This window comes from Rhizobium sp. FG113 (assembly GCF_057809895.1).
In genome coordinates, this window is the sequence record NZ_JBMDKV010000014.1 from 153733 (window position 1) to 171061 (window position 17329).

At 64.3% G+C, this 17329-nt stretch carries 20 protein-coding genes; 10 read left to right on the plus strand and 10 right to left on the minus strand.

All coding sequences use genetic code 11. The features are described from left to right. From sdhA to sdhC, 3 genes are read right to left on the minus strand one after another with little or no spacing between them, the layout of a single operon-like run. Window positions 1–1857, minus strand: a complete 1857-nt coding sequence (sdhA, locus tag ACODTZ_RS26025) for a succinate dehydrogenase flavoprotein subunit (RefSeq protein ID WP_018902311.1) — start codon at window positions 1855–1857, stop codon at window positions 1–3. A gap of 8 nt (window positions 1858–1865) precedes the next feature. Next, window positions 1866–2246 (minus strand): succinate dehydrogenase, hydrophobic membrane anchor protein, encoded by a 381-nt coding sequence (gene sdhD / locus ACODTZ_RS26030; protein WP_047508738.1) that lies wholly within the window; start codon window positions 2244–2246, stop codon window positions 1866–1868. 11 nt (window positions 2247–2257) lie between these two features. Then, window positions 2258–2653: a succinate dehydrogenase, cytochrome b556 subunit gene (gene sdhC, locus ACODTZ_RS26035; RefSeq protein ID WP_026283703.1), complete on the minus strand. Its 396-nt coding sequence runs from the start codon at window positions 2651–2653 to the stop codon at window positions 2258–2260. A gap of 314 nt (window positions 2654–2967) precedes the next feature. On the opposite strand from sdhC, the gene ACODTZ_RS26040 reads away from it, so the two are divergent. After that, the gene (locus ACODTZ_RS26040; protein WP_489029214.1) at window positions 2968–3552 is read left to right on the plus strand and encodes a hypothetical protein; all 585 of its coding nucleotides are present in this window, start codon (window positions 2968–2970) and stop codon (window positions 3550–3552) included. Between the two features lie 9 nt (window positions 3553–3561). Here the strand turns inward: ACODTZ_RS26040 and ACODTZ_RS26045 are convergent, their stop codons facing one another. From ACODTZ_RS26045 to tsaD, 5 genes are read right to left on the minus strand one after another with little or no spacing between them, the layout of a single operon-like run. Further along, window positions 3562–4209, minus strand: a complete 648-nt coding sequence (locus ACODTZ_RS26045) for a class I SAM-dependent methyltransferase (RefSeq protein WP_489029216.1) — start codon at window positions 4207–4209, stop codon at window positions 3562–3564. Window positions 4210–4213: 4 nt separating this feature from the next. After that, window positions 4214–4645: an EVE domain-containing protein gene (locus ACODTZ_RS26050; RefSeq protein ID WP_018902306.1), complete on the minus strand. Its 432-nt coding sequence runs from the start codon at window positions 4643–4645 to the stop codon at window positions 4214–4216. 4 nt (window positions 4646–4649) lie between these two features. Next, complete coding sequence (locus ACODTZ_RS26055; RefSeq protein WP_047508745.1) at window positions 4650–4943, minus strand: YciI-like protein; 294 nt, start codon at window positions 4941–4943, stop codon at window positions 4650–4652. A gap of 10 nt (window positions 4944–4953) precedes the next feature. Next, window positions 4954–5946 (minus strand): NAD(P)H-dependent glycerol-3-phosphate dehydrogenase, encoded by a 993-nt coding sequence (locus ACODTZ_RS26060; RefSeq protein WP_489029219.1) that lies wholly within the window; start codon window positions 5944–5946, stop codon window positions 4954–4956. Continuing rightward, window positions 5943–7037 carry a tRNA (adenosine(37)-N6)-threonylcarbamoyltransferase complex transferase subunit TsaD gene (gene tsaD / locus ACODTZ_RS26065; RefSeq protein ID WP_489029221.1) on the minus strand — a complete coding sequence of 365 codons (1095 nt, stop codon included), beginning with the start codon at window positions 7035–7037 and terminating at the stop codon, window positions 5943–5945. The genes ACODTZ_RS26060 and tsaD overlap by 4 nt, the downstream gene beginning before the upstream one ends. Before the next feature lie 73 nt (window positions 7038–7110). Between tsaD and hemC the strand changes: the two genes are divergently transcribed. The 7 genes from hemC to ACODTZ_RS26100 all read left to right on the plus strand — a co-directional run bounded on the left by hemC (window position 7111) and on the right by ACODTZ_RS26100 (window position 14385). Beyond that, a complete protein-coding gene (hemC, locus tag ACODTZ_RS26070; protein ID WP_209234397.1) occupies window positions 7111–8040 on the plus strand; it encodes a hydroxymethylbilane synthase in 930 nt (309 codons plus the stop codon). Window positions 8041–8046: 6 nt separating this feature from the next. Beyond that, complete coding sequence (locus ACODTZ_RS26075; RefSeq protein ID WP_489029223.1) at window positions 8047–8769, plus strand: uroporphyrinogen-III synthase; 723 nt, start codon at window positions 8047–8049, stop codon at window positions 8767–8769. Window positions 8770–9473: 704 nt separating this feature from the next. Next, window positions 9474–10802 (plus strand): COG4223 family protein, encoded by a 1329-nt coding sequence (locus ACODTZ_RS26080; protein ID WP_489029225.1) that lies wholly within the window; start codon window positions 9474–9476, stop codon window positions 10800–10802. A 4-nt stretch (window positions 10803–10806) separates the two neighbouring features. Further along, window positions 10807–12435, plus strand: coding sequence for a heme biosynthesis protein HemY (locus ACODTZ_RS26085; RefSeq protein ID WP_489029227.1), 1629 nt, complete (start codon window positions 10807–10809; stop codon window positions 12433–12435). Between the two features lie 15 nt (window positions 12436–12450). Beyond that, a complete protein-coding gene (locus tag ACODTZ_RS26090; RefSeq protein ID WP_112946040.1) occupies window positions 12451–12936 on the plus strand; it encodes a tellurite resistance TerB family protein in 486 nt (161 codons plus the stop codon). Further along, on the plus strand, window positions 12926–13759 hold the full coding sequence (locus ACODTZ_RS26095; protein WP_489029229.1) for a glutamine amidotransferase: 834 nt from the start codon (window positions 12926–12928) through the stop codon (window positions 13757–13759). Before ACODTZ_RS26090 ends, ACODTZ_RS26095 begins: the two co-directional genes overlap by 11 nt. Before the next feature lie 140 nt (window positions 13760–13899). Then, window positions 13900–14385: a RidA family protein gene (locus tag ACODTZ_RS26100; protein ID WP_047508761.1), complete on the plus strand. Its 486-nt coding sequence runs from the start codon at window positions 13900–13902 to the stop codon at window positions 14383–14385. A gap of 260 nt (window positions 14386–14645) precedes the next feature. On the opposite strand, the gene ACODTZ_RS26105 is transcribed toward ACODTZ_RS26100, so the two are convergent. Next, a complete protein-coding gene (locus ACODTZ_RS26105; RefSeq protein ID WP_489029231.1) occupies window positions 14646–15893 on the minus strand; it encodes an MFS transporter in 1248 nt (415 codons plus the stop codon). Between the two features lie 108 nt (window positions 15894–16001). Here ACODTZ_RS26105 and ACODTZ_RS26110 point away from each other — a divergent pair, with 108 nt between their 5' ends. Beyond that, on the plus strand, window positions 16002–16325 hold the full coding sequence (locus tag ACODTZ_RS26110; protein ID WP_026283700.1) for a YggT family protein: 324 nt from the start codon (window positions 16002–16004) through the stop codon (window positions 16323–16325). Continuing rightward, a complete protein-coding gene (locus tag ACODTZ_RS26115; protein WP_489029234.1) occupies window positions 16292–16633 on the plus strand; it encodes a DUF167 domain-containing protein in 342 nt (113 codons plus the stop codon). Before ACODTZ_RS26110 ends, ACODTZ_RS26115 begins: the two co-directional genes overlap by 34 nt. On the opposite strand, the gene ppa is transcribed toward ACODTZ_RS26115, so the two are convergent. Continuing rightward, entirely contained in the window at window positions 16634–17170 is a 537-nt protein-coding gene (gene ppa, locus ACODTZ_RS26120) for an inorganic diphosphatase (protein ID WP_018902290.1), read from the minus strand. Between the last annotated feature and the right edge of the window lie 159 nt (window positions 17171–17329).

A 17329-nucleotide genomic window follows, 5' to 3' on the forward strand; every position in this document is an offset into this window, starting at 1 on the left:
TCAGTAAACACGCGCCTTGGGCGCGATCTTCTGCGGGTCGATCCCTTCCGCGATCAGCTCGGTATGCACGGGGCGGTAGTCGAGCTTGACGTCGCCTGTCTCGTTGACCCAGGCAAGCGTGTGCTTGCGCCAGTTGACGTCGTCGCGGCCGGCGAATGCGCCTTCCGTGTAGTCCTCGCGGGCGTGCGAACCACGGCTCTCCTTGCGCGCTTCGGCGCCGTAGATCGTCGTGATGGCGTTGGCCATCAGGTTCTGCAGCTCGAGCGTCTCGACGAGGTCGGAATTCCAGACCATCGAGCGGTCGGTGACCTTGATGTCGCGCATTTCCTGCCAGATGGCCGAGATGCGCTGGCAGCCCGATTCCAGCGATTCCTGCGTACGGAACACGGCGGCGTCTTCCTGCATGGCGCGCTGCATCTTCTCGCGAAGATTGGCCGTCGGCGTGCTACCGGAAGCGTGACGCAGGCCGTCGAAACGGTCCATGATCTTGTCGCAGGCGGCGACGTTCAGATGCGGCACCGGTGCGGCGCGGTCGATGACTTCACCGGCGCGGATGGCGGCGGCGCGGCCGAAGACCACGAGGTCGATCAGCGAGTTGGAGCCGAGACGGTTGGCGCCGTGCACCGAGGCGCAGCCGGCTTCGCCGACCGCCATCAGGCCCGGAATGATCCGCTCCGGGTTGGAGCTGTCGGCGTTGAGCACCTCACCCCAGTAGTTCGTCGGAATGCCGCCCATGTTGTAGTGAACGGTCGGCAGAACCGGGATCGGCTCGCGCGTCACATCGACGCCGGCAAAGATCTTGGCGCTCTCGGAAATCCCCGGCAGGCGCTCGTGCAGAACGGCTGGATCGAGGTGGTCGAGATGCAGGAAGATGTGGTCCTTGTTCTTGCCGACGCCGCGACCTTCGCGGATCTCGAGCGTCATGCAGCGCGAAACGACGTCGCGCGAGGCAAGGTCCTTGGCCGACGGCGCGTAGCGTTCCATGAAGCGCTCGCCCTCGGAGTTGACGAGATAACCGCCTTCGCCGCGCGCACCCTCGGTGATCAGACAGCCGGAGCCGTAGATGCCGGTCGGATGGAACTGCACGAACTCCATGTCCTGGAGCGGCAGGCCGGCGCGGGCAACCATGCCGCCACCGTCGCCGGTGCAGGTGTGGGCCGAGGTCGCCGAGAAATAGGCGCGGCCGTAGCCGCCGGTCGCCAGCACCACCATCTTGGCGGCGAAGCGATGGATCGTGCCGTCATCGAGGCACCACGCCACGACGCCGGTGCAGCGGCTGCCGTCATCCGACATGATCAGGTCGAGCGCGAAATACTCGATGAAGAATTCCGCGTTGTGGCGCAGCGACTGGCCGTAGAGCGTGTGCAGGATGGCATGGCCGGTACGGTCGGCAACGGCGCAGGTGCGCTGTACCGGCGGTCCCTCACCGTAGTTCTGCATGTGGCCGCCGAACGGGCGCTGATAGATCTTGCCTTCTTCGTTGCGCGAGAAGGGAACGCCGTAGTGCTCGAGCTCATAGACCGCCTTCGGCGCTTCCATGGTGAGGTACTGCATGGCGTCGACGTCGCCGAGCCAGTCGGAACCCTTGACGGTGTCGTAGAGGTGCCACTGCCAGCTGTCGGGCGTCATGTTGCGCAGCGAAGCCGCGATGCCGCCCTGCGCCGCGACAGTGTGCGAGCGGGTCGGGAACACCTTGGTGATGCAGGCGGTCTTGAAGCCCTGTTCGGCCATGCCGAGCGTGGCGCGCAGGCCGGCGCCGCCGGCGCCGACGACGATCACGTCATAGGAGTGATCGATGTACTTGTAGGCCTTCCCGTTCTGAGCGGGGCCATTCTGAGCGGATGAATTCGATGCCATGATATCAATTATCCTACGAAGGCGATCTTCAGAATGGCGAAGAGACAGAGCCCCGCCATCAGGATCGAAAAGAAGGTGTTGAGCATCACGAGCGCGATCTTGGTGACTTCATGGTGCACGTAGTCTTCGATGATGACCTGCATGCCGAGCTTCATGTGGATGACGCCCGACACGACCATCAGGCCCATGACGACGGCGACGAAGGGGTTCGACAGCGCGTGGACCACTTCCGCATAGGGCTGGCCGGCATGGATGATCATGAAGATGATGAAGAAGAGGAAGAGCGGCACATTGGCAACGGCCGTCACGCGCTGGCGCCAGAAATGTTCGGTGCCGTCCTTGGCCGAGCCGAGGCCGCGAACCTTACCCAAGGGGGTACGCATATCCATGTGATCAACCTTTAGAAGCGAATGAGGAAGCCGATCACCCAGACCAGCAAGGTCAGACAGAGCGAGGCGATGATGTTGGCGATGGCGAGCTTGGTCGAGAACTGCTTGTCGAAGCCGTGGCCGAGGTCCCACATGAAGTGGCGGAAACCGCCGAGCATGTGATGGATGAGCGCCCAGGTATAGCCGAGCAGCACGAGCTTGCCGATGATGCTGCCGAGCACCCAGTTGGCCCAGTCGTAAGCACCAACGCCGGTTGCGGCCGCGATCAGCCACCAGGCGACCAGAAGCGTACCGACATAGAGCGCCCCACCGGTGATACGGTGGACGATCGACATAACCATGGTGGGGATTGGTTTATAAATCTGCAAATGCGGCGACAGGGGCCGATTATTTGTCACGTTCGCCATCAGAACCTCGCGGCGGTCTTTCTCGCTCCCCGGGATCCGGAAAGCATCCAAGCAACCACACGATGGTCACAAAGCTGTGCGTGCGTTGCATCATTGGCGACGTTTAATCACGGAAACACCTAACGACAAGTATAATTGACGCACCCGGGGAATTTAATCGATTTGGGTCTTGACGCCCCTTTAGACTTAGGCAGGTCCGGCCGCGCCATTACCCCTTGCGGATGAATTTCCAAGCTTTGGTGGACAAGCCTGCGCTTTTGGCGCATTTTCGCGTTAACGCTTTGTTAAGCATTCCGTTTCCGGAGACCAACGCGATGTTCAAGACATCCTCGAAACTCGTTTCGCTCGCCGCAGCAGTACTGATCGCGCTGCCCGCAGCAGCCGGCGATTTCGGCAGCAATTTCGTTTCGCGCCACCACGATCGCGGCCATGGCGACGGCATCGGATATGGCAATGCCGGACACGGTATCGGCCATCGCGGCATCGCAAACGGCTTCGCATCCGGCTCGGTCATCCGCCATCGCGGCACGTCGATCATCGGCAATTACGGCGGCTGGAACAACGGCCCGCGGCAGATCGCCGGCGGCCACGACGGCTACCGCCCGCATCCGGGCCGCGGCCGCTACATCCAGCGCTTCTCCTCGCCCTCGTCCAATTTTGCCCGCAGCAACATCGTCATCATCGACCAGCGCGGCGAAGCGCGCGCCCCGTCGGGCACCTATGCCGGCTCGTCCTATGCCTATGAGACGGATGGCGGCACCTATGTCGGCGGTTACGGCTATGCCGGTTATGGATACCAGCCGACGGTCCGTCTGGCGCCGATGGCCAAGGTCATCCACGTGAACAACCGTCGCAACGCCTGCTCCTACGAACAAGGAGTCTGCGTCATCCGCCCTTGACGGAGCAGATCAGCCGTTGAAGCGCCAGACCGTTGTCTTCTTAACCTCGCTGTCTTCAAGCGCCCGCGTCACCGGCACCTGATACACCGCGCAGGCCGACAGCCGCTCCTTCGGCAGATAGGCCCGCCCGGGATCGCCGACCAGAACGATCACCCCACCGGCCGCCAGCCGCTCGAACCACGGCACCAGCGCCATGGCGAAGTCGCGATCATAGAACACGTCGCCGGCAAGCAGAACATCGGCATCGATCTCCGAGCCGATCAGGTTGTCGCCCGTAAAACCGATCTCGACCCCGTTCAGCTTGGCATTGAGCGCCACCGCTGTCTTCGTCCAAGGATCGATATCTGCGGCGAGCACAGTATCCGCGCCCGCCATCATCGCCGCGATTGCCACCAGCCCGGAGCCGCTGGCGAAATCGACGACGCGCTTGCCATCAACCGTCTCGGCATGATCGAGCACATAGCGCGCCAACCCCTGCCCGCCCGCCCAGGCGAAAGCCCAAAACGGCGGCGGCAGGCCGATCTCGGCGAGCTCCTCTTCCGTCTTCAGCCACAGCTCATGCGCTTCGCTCGCCAGATTGAGCCGGATCTCCGGCACATGCGGCGGCGTCATCTGGCTGGTATTGTCGCGGATGAAGAGCGCGGGGTCGGTCTTCACGATATCAGCGCGGCGGGTTGTCGAGCCCGCCCATGCGGCAGACCTCGGCCCATTCCTCGTCGGTCACCGGCTGCACGGAAAGCCGCATCGACGTCACCAGCGACATCTTCGACAGCGCCTCGCTCGCCTTCACATCCTTCAGCGTCACCGGCTTCGGCATGTCGCGGACGGCGCGGATATCGACGCAGTCCCACTTGGGATCGCCCTTGGCGGTGGAATCGGGATGCGACAGCGCGCAGACCTCGACGATGCCGACGATCTCCAGCCCGTCATTGGAGTGGTAGAAGAAGCCCTTGTCGCCGATCTGCATGGCCCGCATGTTGTTGCGCGCCAGATAGTTGCGAACGCCGGTCCACTCCGTGCCCTTTTCACCGGCAGCCTTCTGCTGCTCCCAGGACCATGCGGACGGTTCGGATTTGTAAAGCCAGTGCGCCACTTGCTTACGCCTCCGGCTTGTTGAAGACCCAGTTGAAGGGCTTCACCTCGACGCTCTCGAACAGGCCGGCCTTCGCATAGGGATCGGCATTGGCGATTTCGGTTGCCGCCTCGATGGTCTCGGCCTCGACGATCACGAGGCTGCCGCAAGGCTTGCCCTCGGCATCGAGAAACGGGCCGGCCATCTTCAGCGTGCCGGCTTCGTTGAGCGCGTTGAGATGCTCCAGATGCGTCGGCCGCGTCTCCATGCGGACATTGAGGTGGCCAGGCTTATCCTTGCAGACAAAGGCGAAAAACATGTGAGGTCTCCTATTCGGTCGTGATCGGACGGGTCATCAGCTGGTCGATGGCAGCGGCAATGCCGAGCTTGCCCTCGATGATTGCGGACACCGCGTCGGTGACAGGCATGTCGATATCAAGCGACTTGGCGAGCCGCGACACGACGGCGGCGGCAAACGCCCCCTCGACGAGCTCGCCATGCGCGGGGTCGCGCGTCTCGCCGCGCCCGAGCGCGATGCCGAAACGCAGGTTGCGCGATTGATGGCTGGTGGCGGTCAACACGAGGTCGCCGAGACCGGACAGACCCGGCACCGTATCGGCCTGCCCGCCCTTGGCAACGACGAAGCGCGACATCTCGGCCAGCCCGCGCGCAATCAGCGCCGCGCGCGCCGAATCGCCGATGCCAGCGCCCTCGACGATACCGCAGGCAATCGCCAGCACGTTCTTCAAGGCGCCGCCCAGCTGCACGCCGATCCTGTCGGACGACGGATAGAGCCGGAAGGTCCGCCCGGAAATCGCCTGCGCCAGCCGCTCGGCGATCTCGCCATCTTCTGCGGCAACCACCATCGCGGTCGGCAGGCCCTTGGCGATATCGGCCGCGAAACCCGGTCCCGACAGCACGGCAATCGCATGCCCCGGCAGCGCCTTGGCCAGCATGTCGGTCAACAGATTGCCCGTGGTCTTCTCAATGCCCTTGGCGCAGGTGACGACGACGGCATCCTTAGCCAGATAAGGTTCATACTGCCGCGCCGCATCGGCCTGCGCCTGCGAGGGCATGGCGAAGAGCACGATGCCGGCATCACTGATCGCATCCGGCTCTGCGGAAAACTGCAGCGTCTCGGGCAACGGAATACCGGGAAGCGCCGCGTCGTGCAGATGCTCGGCCGCAAGATCGGCCATCAGACCAGGATCGCGGCCGATCAGCGTCACCTTGTGCCGCCCCGTCAGCGCGATCACAGCCGCCAGTGCAGTCCCGAATGCGCCGGCGCCGATGACGGCGATCGTTTCGCTTTCTCCGCTCATGCCTTTGCTCCCCGCTTGCCGAAGCCCAGCAATGTCTCGGCGCTCGAATCGAGCGGCCAGCGCGAGCGCGGCTGCACGTCGAGGTCATCGGGCGCCACGCCCGTCGCCATCCGCTCCAGCCCGGCCCAGGCGATCATGACGGCGTTGTCGGTGCACAGATGCAGCGGCGGCGCCACGAAGCGGAAGCGGTTCTTGTCGCACAGCGCCTGCAGCGTGCCGCGCACGACGAGATTGGCGGCAACGCCGCCCGCCACCACCAGCGCCGGCTGCTCGACATCGGGATAGAGCGCCTTGAACCGCTCCAGCCCGCGCCCGATCCTGTCCTTCAGCGTCCGCGACACGGCATCCTGGAACGAGGCGCAGATATCGGCAACGTCCTGGTCGGTCAGCGGCGCGATCTCGGTCGCCGCCTGCCGCACAGCCGTCTTCAGGCCGGAGAAGGAGAAATTGAGCTTCGCCTCGCCGACCAGCGGTCGCGGAAACTTGAACCGTTGAGGATTGCCCGATTTCGCCGCCCGCTCGACGGCCGGCCCGCCCGGATAGGGCAGGCTGAGTAACTTCGCCGTCTTGTCGAAAGCCTCGCCCAGCGCGTCGTCGATCGTCGTGCCCCAGCGCTCATACTCGCCGACACCGCGCACAAGGATCAGCTGCGTATGCCCGCCTGAGACGAGCAGCATGAGATAGGGAAAGGAAAGCCCGTCCGTCAGCCGCGCCGTCAGCGCATGGCCCTCGAGATGGTTGACCGCGTAAAGCGGCTTGCCGGATGCCTTGGCAATCGCCTTGCCGGTCATCAGACCCACAAGCAGCCCGCCGATCAGCCCCGGACCCGAGGTCGCGGCGATGGCGTCGATGTCGGACAGCGACACATTGGCGCGTTTCAAAGCCTCGTCGATCAGCGTATCGAGTGCCTCGACATGCGCCCGCGCGGCGATTTCTGGCACCACGCCGCCATAGGCGCTATGCTCTTCGAGCTGGCTCAGCACCACATCGGAGCGCACGGTCGGCACGCCCTCGGCATCCCGCTCGACAACGGCGGCGGCGGTTTCGTCGCAGCTTGTTTCGATGCCGAGGATACGCAGAAAGGGAGCCATGGTGCCTGATCGTTGATTGCGATGGGTCTGAAACCTGTTTACGAGAAACTCCGGTAACAACGGATCAATGCGGATGCAAACAAAACCTTTCCGGATCGGCACCAGAGGCGGCCCGCTGGCGATCGCCCAGGCAAACGAAGCTCGAGACAGGCTGATGGCCGCCCATAACCTCCCCGAGGAGATGTTCGAGATCGTGGTGCTCTCGACCAAGGGCGACCGCATCACCGATCGCTCGCTATCCGAGATCGGCGGCAAGGGCCTGTTCACCGAGGAGCTGGAAGAGAAGCTCTCAAGCGGCGACCTCGACATCGCCGTGCACTCCTCCAAGGACATGCCGACGACGCTGCCCGAAGGGCTCTGTCTCTCCGCCTACCTGCCGCGCGAAGACATTCGCGATGCTGTCGTAGGCCGCACCGCCGCGAAGCTGATCGACCTGCCGCACGGCGCCACCGTCGGCTCCTCGTCGCTGCGCCGCCAGGCGCTGATCCGCCGCATGCGCCCCGATATCAACGTCATCACCTTCCGCGGCCTCGTCGACACCCGTCTGCGCAAGCTGAACGAGGGTCAGGTCGACGCGACGCTCTTGGCGCTCGCCGGCCTGAAGCGGCTCGGCAAGGTCGAGGTCATCACCGACATCCTCGACCCCGACACCTTCCCGCCGGCGCCTGCCCAGGGCGCGATCTGCATCGAAAGCCGCATCGGCGACACGGTGACGGACGCGCTACTTGCTCCGATCAACGATATCAGGACCTACGACACCGTCTCCTGCGAGCGCGCCTTTTTGGGCGCACTGGATGGCTCCTGCCGCACACCGATTGGCGGTTACGCCGTCTGCGAAGGCGACCAGATCCGCCTGCACGGCCTGATCATCACCCCCGATGGCCGCAGCCAGCATGCCATCACCATCGACGGCCACCGCCGCGACGCGGTGGCGCTCGGCACCCGCGCCGGCCAGGATATCCGCGCCCGCGCCGGCACCTCGTTCTTCGACAGCTGGAGCTGACGACGCATGCGCGTGCTCGTCACCCGTCCACCGCATCCGGGCAAGCGCACCGCAAAACGGCTGGCGGAGATGGGACACGAGCCGATCATGCTGCCGCTATCGGCTCCCGCCCACGATGCGGACGCCGCCTTCGCGGCGCTCGCCAACTCCGACGGCCCGATATCGGTCACCAGCGCCGAAGCCATCCGCGTTCTCAACGAACGCCCCGATGACCTCGCCCCACACCTCTCCCGCCCCCTCTTCGCCGTCGGCGACGCGACCGCGGACGAAGCAAGGTCAGCGGGCTTCACTGATGTCACCGCCTCCACCGGCGACGGAGCAGACCTCGCCGACCGCATCGCGCAACGCGACATCGCGCGATCGAGCGAGACCACCCTCCTCTACCTCGCCGGCTTCCCCCGCGCCGAAACCTTCGAGACCCGCGCCGCGGACCTTAACCTGACCGTCACCACCGTCGAATGCTACCGCATGCGCCGCCTCGACATCCCCGACCAGCTGCTCCGCGAGCTCTTCTCGGCCCACGAACCCGACGCGATCCTCTTCTATTCGCGCCGCACCGCCGAGGATTTCTTCGCCCTCAAGGAAATCTCCACCAACCTCGACGCCCTCATCGGCGTCCGCCTCCTCTGCCTCAGCCCGGCCATCGCCGACGCGATTCCCCCGCCCCTGCAAGGCCAATCCGCCACGCCCGACAGCCCCGATGAGACAGCCCTGTTGTCGCTTCTGTGAGCGACAGAGCTGTCATTTCAGCAGCGCCTAGCCGCAAGGCCAATCGTTTGGCACATCAAGCGCGGCGGCCTGTTTCTTCAATAATCCGCCTGATGCGCCTATAGCAAAGGCGAAACAGGCGCCTATGGCCAGTGTCGTGGTCGCTCAACCAAACAAATTGAACACCCATTGAGGCGTGCCGAACAGTAAGCTCCAAGCTCCTACGGGCGCGGCTATGAGTAGAAACGGCGGCATCATTCCGAGCACGAACATCCAGAAGCTTCCGAGATGAATGGCTATCCATAGCCAGTAAAGGTCACCGATCGGGACGAGCAGCATCAACGGGAACATAAGAAGTGCGAACGCACCCCCGAAAAGTCCTTTGAAAAACGAAACCACATAAACCCCCAAAGTTGTGATCGCGCGGAACGTAACACAACCGGGACACCGCGCAAGTACGGCGGTGGAACCATCCAACACGCCACCGTTCAGCCCTCTCCACTGCTTCGTCAACTGATCCGATAACGGATCAATCGTATTGATATTAAATCAATCGACCTATCGTCAAAACTCCGCTTGGCCTTGGCAGCGCCACCCGTTTGCCACCGCAAACCGGTCCGATTTCAGCCAACGTCGCGACCTAATTTCGCAAATTTCATCTGGCCTCTTTCCTTCACCGGCCTCACTGACTACTTTCGAACCACTGTAAGAATTATGAGGGTCTCATGGCACCAGGAAATCCGCCCCGCCATTCGAAGAGCACCGACGAGCCGGTCACGATCGACTTGGATGCGCAGGAGATTGCCTCGGAAGAGAGTGCCAGCAAGGACGCGCAACACAATATCGGCAGCACGGCCGACGAGGTAGCCGAAGCGCCGCCGGAGACCAGCGAATCGATCGTCCCCGATGAAGGTATAGACGAGAGCGACGCCTCCAAGGCCAAGGCCGACGTTCCTGCTGAAGAGACGGCGGAGCCCTTCGCCTATGACAAGGCGCCCGATCCCGAACTGCCGCCCTATAATCATGCGCCCGAACCCGTGGAGCCGCCAAAGAGCGCGCCGCCGCGCCAGCCGGGCGGCACGTCTGGGCTGATCGCCGCCGGCATCGTCGGCGGGCTGATCGCCTTGATCGGCGCCGGCGCCATTCAGTATGCCGGCTTCCTGCCAGGCTCCTCGGCGCCTGAGACGGCTTCGCCCGAGATCACCAGCCTCTCCGGCGAAATCGACGGCCTCAAGCAGTCCGTCGCCAACCTCGCCGCCGCACCGCAGGCAGCGCCGGCCAATGACGCGCTCGAAAGCCGCATCGCGGCACTTGAGACCGCCGCCAAGGCGCCTCAGGTAGCCGGCTCGGGCACCGATAGCGCCACCGTCGATGCGCTGAACCAGAAGATATCGGATCTCACGGCCCAGCTCGACCAGCTGCGCGGCGCCGTAAGCCAGGCGACCGAGCAGCGCGCGACAAATGGCGCCGAGCTCGAACAGCGCCTCACCGCCGCCGAACAGAAGCTCAACGAGCCGCGCCAGGACGTGGCCGTCGCCAAGGCGATCGCCGCGGCAGGCCTGAAGGCGGCGATCGATCGTGGCGGTCCTTTCGTCGCCGAGCTCGACACCTATGCCGGCGTCTCGCCCGATGACCCCGTCGTCGCCGACCTCAAGAGCTTCGCCGAAACCGGCGTGCCCTCGCGCGCCGAGCTGATCCGCCAGGCCCCCGATGTCGCGACCGCGATCGTCGGCAGCGTCAACAAGGCCGATCCGAACGAGAGCTGGTCCGACCGGCTGATGGCAGGCGCCAAGTCGCTGGTCAGCGTGCGCCCGGTCGGCAATATCGAGGGCGACAGCGTCGAGGCGATTGCCGCGCGCATGGAAGACAAGGTGAAGAACGGCGACCTGCCGGGTGCGGCCAACGAGTGGACCACGCTGCCGGCGGATGCCAAGCAGGCGTCGGCCGCCTTCAAGCAATCGCTGGACGCCCGCATCCGCGTCGAGGAGCTGGTCGGCAGCGCGCTGTCGAAAGCTGTCTCCGGTACTGGCCCAAGCACCGGTAAGGAGGGCTGAGGATATGATCAGGCTCGTCGTCTTCGCGCTTCTCGTGCTTGTTCTCGGCTACGGCTTCTCCTGGCTTGCCGATCGCCCCGGCGATCTCTCGCTCATCTGGGAGGGCCAGCTCTATCAGACCCGGCTGATCGTCGCCGCCACCGCGATCATCGCGCTGATCGCGGTCGTCATGGTCGCCTGGTGGCTGGTGCGCGTCATCTGGACCTCTCCCCACTCCGTCACCCGCTATTTCCGCGCCCGCAAGCGTGATCGTGGCTACCAGGCGCTCTCGACCGGCCTGATCGCCGCCGGTGCCGGCAATGCGCTGATGGCCCGCAAGATGGCCGCCCGCTCGCGCGGCCTGATCCGCGCCGACCAGGAGCCGCTGATCGCGCTGCTCGAAGCCCAGGCAGCCCTGATCGAGGGGCGGCATGACGAGGCCCGCGCCAAGTTCGAGGCGATGGTCGAGGATCCCGAAACCCGCGAGCTCGGCCTGCGCGGTCTTTATCTCGAAGCCAAGCGCCTCGGCGCCAACGAAGCAGCACGGCAATATGCCGAAAAGGCGGCCGACAACGCGCCCTATCTCCCCTGGGCCGCCCAGGCGACGCTCGAATACCGCAGCCAGTCCGGCCGCTGGGACGATGCGATCCGCCTGCTCGAGCAGCAGAAGGCCGCCCGCGTCATCGAAAAGGCCGAGGCCGACCGCCTGCGCGCGGTGCTGCTGACGGCCCGCGCCGACGAGAAGCTGGAGAACGATCCTTCAGGCGCCCGCGACGACGCAACGCATGCGCTGAAACTCTCGGCCGATTTCGAGCCGGCCGCGATCATCGCCGCAAAGGCGCTGTTTCGCGAAGACAAGCTGCGCAAGGCAGCCTCCATTCTTGAGCAGGCCTGGAAGACCAACCCGCATCCCGAGATCGGCGCCACCTATGTGCGCGCCCGTAGCGGCGATTCGCTTGCCGACCGGCTGAAGCGTGCCGAAAAGCTGGAGGCGCTCCGCCCCAACAACATTGAATCGCTGTTGATCGTCGCCCAGGCGGCACTCGACATCAGGGATTTCGCCAAGGCCCGCGCCAAGGCCGAGGCCGCCGCCCGCATCGAGCCGCGCGAGGCAGCCTTCCTGCTGCTCGCCGATATCGAGGAAGCCGAAACCGGCGACCAGGGCCGCATCCGCCATTGGCTTGCCCAGGCGCTGAAGGCGCCGCGCGATCCGGCTTGGGTGGCGGATGGCTACGTCTCCGACAAATGGCTGCCGCTCTCGCCGGTCACGGGCAAGCTCGACGCCTTCGTCTGGAAGGCGCCGTTCGGCCAGGTCGAAGGCCCGGTCGAGGAAGGCTCGGTCATCTCCATCGACAGCGCGCTGAAGAGCCTGCCGCCGGTGCGCGATGTCAGGCCCGAAAGTGCGGCCGGCGATCACCGCATCATCGAGCTTGAGCGCGCCGCCACCATCGCCAAGGCCGCCCGCCCGGTGGCCGAGACGCCGGCAGTACCCGCGCCCGCCAAGTCGAAACCGGCCCCGAAGGAGCCGGCAACCGCGAGCAAACCCGCAGACGCCCCCGAACCGCGCCCCTTCTTCGGCGGCCTGCCGGATGATCCGGGCGTGCGCAATCCATCGGCCGAGCCAGAACCCAAGACACGGCTTCGCCTCTTCTAGCCAAACAGGACCCGTATGTTCGAACGCTTCCAGGCATTTTTTCAGAACCTGACCGCAGACACCCCAAAGAGCAGCTTTGCCCCCGATGATCCCCGCATCGCGGTGGCGGCACTCTGCATGCAGGTCATGGAGGCCGACGGCCAGATCAAGGACAGCGAGAAGAAGCGCCTGCGCACGCTCCTGAAGGACCAGTATGGTCTCGACGGCAAGCAGCTCGACGCGCTGATCGCCGCCGGCCAGGAAGCCGAAAGCGACGCCGTCGATTACTACCGCTTCACCTCCGACCTGAAGCGCCATCTGGACACCGAGCAGCGCCTGGAGCTGATCGGCATTCTCTGGGATATCGTCTATGCTGATGGCGAGCGCAGCGAGATGGAGGACGACGCCATCTGGCGCATCGCCGAGCTTCTCGGCGTATCGGCCCGCGAACGCATCCAGAAGCGCCAGGAAGCAGCCAAGCGCGTCACCGGCATCGACGTGGTGCAAGACGATGCCGACTGACAGTACAGGCGCGGCGGGCATAGGTGGCGCGGGCACCGGCATTGCCGGCCCCGGCGCAGCAAGCCCCAACGACCCGGGCTCAAGCATCGAAGGCAAACGCCCGGTCCTGATCGTGCTGCATCAGGAGAGCTCCAGCCCCGGCCGCGTCGGCCAGCTGCTCGCCGAGAAGGGCTATCCCCTCGATATCCGCCGCCCGGTGCTTGGCCAAAAGCTGCCGACAACGCTTGCAGACCATGCCGGCGCCGTCGTCTTCGGCGGCCCGATGAGCGCCAACGATCCCGACGACTTCGTCAAGGCCGAAATCAACTGGCTCGATGTGCCGCTGAAGGAGAAGAAGCCGCTGCTCGGCATCTGTCTTGGCGCGCAGATGCTGGTGCGCCACCTCGGCGGCAAGGTCGCGGCAAATGCCGACGAGACCACCGAGATCGGCTGGTACCCGCTGCGCGCCACCGAAAAGGGCCGGCAGCTGATGCACTGGCCGCGGATGGTCTACCACTTCCATCGCGAGGGCTTCGACCTGCCGCGCGGCGCCGATCTGCTCGCCGAAGGCGACGTCTACCCGAACCAGGCCTTCCGCTATAACGGCCACGCCTGGGCCCTGCAGTTCCACGCCGAACTGACCCGCGCCATGATGCACCGCTGGGTCGTCCACGGCGCCCACCGCTTCATCCTCCCCAACGCCCAGCAAGGCCGCGAGCATCTCGAAGGCCGCATGCTGTTCGACGCGCCGCTCAAGGCCTGGCTCAACGAATTCCTCGATCTCGTCTTCGAGGGCAAGAAGCCGAAATCAGCTCCCTCGGCCAAGGCCACGCTGACGGCCTGATGCGGAGAGCCACGCGTCGTGCTATGGTGTGCGACGTCACTTCGACGGCATTTTAGTAGCAGAAACAGGTTCCGATCCACGATCCGGCCGTTTGGTCGCGCTTTGCGCCGCCATGACCGCAGCCATGTCAGGGGAACAGCATGTCGAACTACGAACAGAAGCTTGTCTCGCTGGGCCTCGTCCTGCCCCAGCCGCTGAAACTGCCCTCGCACATGACGCTGCCCTTTCCCTGGGTCAACGTGCGTGGCAACAGGGCCTTCATCTCCGGCCACGGCCCGCAGAACCCCGACGGCTCCCCATCAGGCCCCTTCGGCGTCGTCGGCGACACCGTGACGATCGAGGAGGCCCACGCCTCGGCCCGCAAGGTGGGGCTTGCCATGTTGGGCAGCCTGAAGCGCGAACTCGGCAGCCTCGACCGCATCACCGGCTGGTGCCGCGTGCTCGGCATGGTCAACTGCGCCCCCCACTTCTCCAACCCGCCCGCCGTCATCAACGGCTTCACCGAGCTGATCAACGACGTCTTCGGCCAGGACGTCGGCCGCCACGCCCGCTCCGCCATCGGCGTCGCCGGCCTGCCGCTGAATTTTCCGGTTGAGATCGAGGCGGAGGTGATGATTTCGGGGTGAGGGGTTAGCGGGCGGGCGTTGTGCCGGGTCATACCCCCCTCTGCCCTGCCGGGCATCTCCCCCACAAGGGGGGAGATCGACTCGTGGCTTGCTCCCCAATCAAACAATGAAGGTAGAGCGAGCGGCCGCGCCCAGCCAATCTCCCCACCTGTGGGGGAGATGCCCGGCAGGGCAGAGGGGGGTATCACACGGACAACGCCCCTGAGGTATCTCACGGCACAACGCCCCCGGGGCACGCCCCCACACAGCGCCCCCGAAAACTACCCCCGCGTCACATGCTCCGGCGCATCCAGCGTATCGATCTTCCGCAACTGCGGAAACCCGCTCGCCCACAGCGCCGCCACCACAAGCGTCCCGATCCCGCCGATGACCACCGCCGGCACCGCACCGAACACGGAGGCCATCGTCCCAGCACGAAACTCACCAAGCTCGTTCGAAGCCCCGACAAACACCATGTTGACGGCGTTGACGCGGCCGCGCAGTTGGTCGGGTGTCCAGAGCGCGATCAGGCTCTCGCGCACATAGACCGACACCATATCGGCCGCGCCCATCAGCGCCAGCGCCGCGATCGACAGCTCGACATTCTTAGATAGCCCGAAAGCGATCGTCCCCAGCCCGAACAGCGCCACGCCGACGAACATGTAGACCCCGGCGCGGTGCTTCAGCGGATAGGTCGCAAGCAGCACAGCCATGACGATCGCGCCGACACCCGGCGCCGAGCGCAGCAGGCCGAGACCCCAGGGGCCAAGCGTCAGGATATCGCGCGCAAAGATCGGCATCAGCGCCGTGGCGCCGCCGAGCAGCACCGCGAAGAGATCGAGCGAGATCGCGCCCAGCACCACCTTTTCGGTGCGGATGAACTTGAAGCCGCCGAGGATCATGTCCCAGCTCTTCGCCTCGCCCGTGGTCTTCTGCGCCGGCTTCGGGATCAGGAAGAGCAGCCCCGCACCAAGCGCCGCGAACACCACGGCGACAGTATAGGCCGTATGCGCATTGATGCCGTAGAGCAGGCCGCCGATGACCGGGCCGGTGATGGAGGCGAGCTGCCAGGAGGACGAGTTCCAGGCAATCGCATTCGAGAGATCGTCGGCCGGCACGAGATTGGGCGCCAAGGACTGCACCGCCGGCGACATGAAGGCGCGCTCGATGCCGAAGACCAGAAGCACCGCGAAGACGGGGATGGGCGAGAAGGTGCCCGTCATGGTCATGCCAAGCAGCGTCAGCGTGCAAAGGGCGGCCACCAGCGAGCACAGCGAGGCGATAGCGCGCCTGTTATAGCGATCGGCCACCGAGCCGGTGACGAGGATGAGCAGCAGAGAAGGCAGGAACTGCACCAGCCCGATCAGGCCGAGATAGATGGCGCTGCCCGTCTGGTCGTACATCTGCCAACCGACCGCGACGCTGACGATCTGCTGCGAAAACGACAAGAGAAAGCGTGCGAAGAAGAAGCGGGTGTAGGAGGAGTGCCGGAAGGCCGCGAAGCGGTCGCCGTGAGCCGAGATGGACATGATGTCTTTCCAACAAACGGACGAAACATCGCTTCCCGACGCGCCCGTTAAACATGAATTGCCGCGGCATTGCACACGGCTCTTGCCGGTTTAGTCGCCAATGTCTACATGTCTGTCAACAACGAACTGGAGATTGCGATGCTTGCGCTTTTTCAAACCATTGATTTGGCTTTGAATCTTTACACCTGGATTTTGATCGCCAGCGCCATTTTCTCCTGGCTCTATGCGTTCAACGTGATCAATTCCAGCAATCAGTTCGTCAATTCGGTCGGCATGTTCCTTTACAACGTCACCGAACCGGTCCTGCGCCCGATCCGTCGCGTGCTGCCGAACCTCGGCGGCATCGACATCTCGCCGATCATCCTGCTGCTCATCATCTTCTTCATCCGCTCCTTCATGTGGAACACCATCGTGCCGATGGTGTTGCGATAAGGCCCTGGCAGGCCTTTGACGATCATCTCGTCCTCGCCATCAGGCTGACGCCGAATGGCGGGCGCGATCAGATCGATGGTATTGAGCTGGATGCCGACGGCAGGGCCTATCTGAAGGCCCGTGTCTCGGTCGTTCCCGAGAAGGGCAAGGCCAACAAGGCGCTGATCGCGCTTTTGGCCAAGCAGCTCGGCCTCGCGAAGTCGGCCATCGATCTCATCTCAGGCGACACGTCGCGTAAAAAAATCCTCCGGATCGATGCCGAGCCGGAGGATATCATCAAAAAGCTGGAAGCTTTACTCGGCCTGTAATCAGGCCTTTTCCTTCTTGGCGCGTTCGATCGCCTCGAGGATCAGCTGGCCGGCTTCCTTGGCGTCGCCCCAGCCGTAGATCTTCACCCACTTGCCGGGTTCCAGATCCTTGTAGTGCTCGAAGAAATGCTCGATCTGCTTGAGCGTGATCTCGGGCATGTCCGTGTAGTCCTTGACCTTGTCGTAGCGCATGGTCAGCTTCGGCGACGGCACGGCGATGATCTTCTCGTCCTTGCCGGAATTGTCTTCCATCTTCAGAACGCCGATCGGGCGCACGTTGATGACGCAGCCCGGAACCAGCGGACGGGTGCTGGCGATCAAGACGTCGATCGGGTCGCCGTCTTCCGACAGCGTGTGCGGTACGAAGCCGTAGTTACCCGGGTAGGTCATCGGCGTGTAGAGGAAACGGTCGACAACCAGGGTGCCGGCGTCCTTGTCCATCTCGTACTTGATCGGGTGGCCACCGACGGGAACTTCAACGATGACGTTGACGTCCTCAGGTGGGTTCTTGCCAATGGCAATGGCGTCGATGCGCATGCGATTACTCCCGCGACGTGAAATCTTCGCAGCCAGATAATCGGATTCATGCCGCGAAGCAACATGGCACGACCGCGCAGGCACATGATTGTTTTATGATCTGGCCTTCAAAATGCCGGAAAACTGGGCAGAGGCCAAAACTTGGCTCCCCCGCACCTT

Coding starts and splice junctions, on each gene's coding strand:
- sdhA (WP_018902311.1), bottom strand. CDS start 1,857: ATGGCATCGAATTCATCCGCTCAGAATGGCCCCGCTCAGAACGGGAAG.
- sdhD (WP_047508738.1), bottom strand. CDS start 2,246: ATGGATATGCGTACCCCCTTGGGTAAGGTTCGCGGCCTCGGCTCGGCC.
- sdhC (WP_026283703.1), bottom strand. CDS start 2,653: ATGGCGAACGTGACAAATAATCGGCCCCTGTCGCCGCATTTGCAGATT.
- ACODTZ_RS26040 (WP_489029214.1), top strand. CDS start 2,968: ATGTTCAAGACATCCTCGAAACTCGTTTCGCTCGCCGCAGCAGTACTG.
- ACODTZ_RS26055 (WP_047508745.1), bottom strand. CDS start 4,943: ATGTTTTTCGCCTTTGTCTGCAAGGATAAGCCTGGCCACCTCAATGTC.
- ACODTZ_RS26060 (WP_489029219.1), bottom strand. CDS start 5,946: ATGAGCGGAGAAAGCGAAACGATCGCCGTCATCGGCGCCGGCGCATTC.
- tsaD (WP_489029221.1), bottom strand. CDS start 7,037: ATGGCTCCCTTTCTGCGTATCCTCGGCATCGAAACAAGCTGCGACGAA.
- hemC (WP_209234397.1), top strand. CDS start 7,111: ATGCAAACAAAACCTTTCCGGATCGGCACCAGAGGCGGCCCGCTGGCG.
- ACODTZ_RS26075 (WP_489029223.1), top strand. CDS start 8,047: ATGCGCGTGCTCGTCACCCGTCCACCGCATCCGGGCAAGCGCACCGCA.
- ACODTZ_RS26080 (WP_489029225.1), top strand. CDS start 9,474: ATGGCACCAGGAAATCCGCCCCGCCATTCGAAGAGCACCGACGAGCCG.
- ACODTZ_RS26085 (WP_489029227.1), top strand. CDS start 10,807: ATGATCAGGCTCGTCGTCTTCGCGCTTCTCGTGCTTGTTCTCGGCTAC.
- ACODTZ_RS26090 (WP_112946040.1), top strand. CDS start 12,451: ATGTTCGAACGCTTCCAGGCATTTTTTCAGAACCTGACCGCAGACACC.
- ACODTZ_RS26095 (WP_489029229.1), top strand. CDS start 12,926: ATGCCGACTGACAGTACAGGCGCGGCGGGCATAGGTGGCGCGGGCACC.
- ACODTZ_RS26100 (WP_047508761.1), top strand. CDS start 13,900: ATGTCGAACTACGAACAGAAGCTTGTCTCGCTGGGCCTCGTCCTGCCC.
- ACODTZ_RS26105 (WP_489029231.1), bottom strand. CDS start 15,893: ATGTCCATCTCGGCTCACGGCGACCGCTTCGCGGCCTTCCGGCACTCC.
- ACODTZ_RS26110 (WP_026283700.1), top strand. CDS start 16,002: ATGTCTGTCAACAACGAACTGGAGATTGCGATGCTTGCGCTTTTTCAA.
- ppa (WP_018902290.1), bottom strand. CDS start 17,170: ATGCGCATCGACGCCATTGCCATTGGCAAGAACCCACCTGAGGACGTC.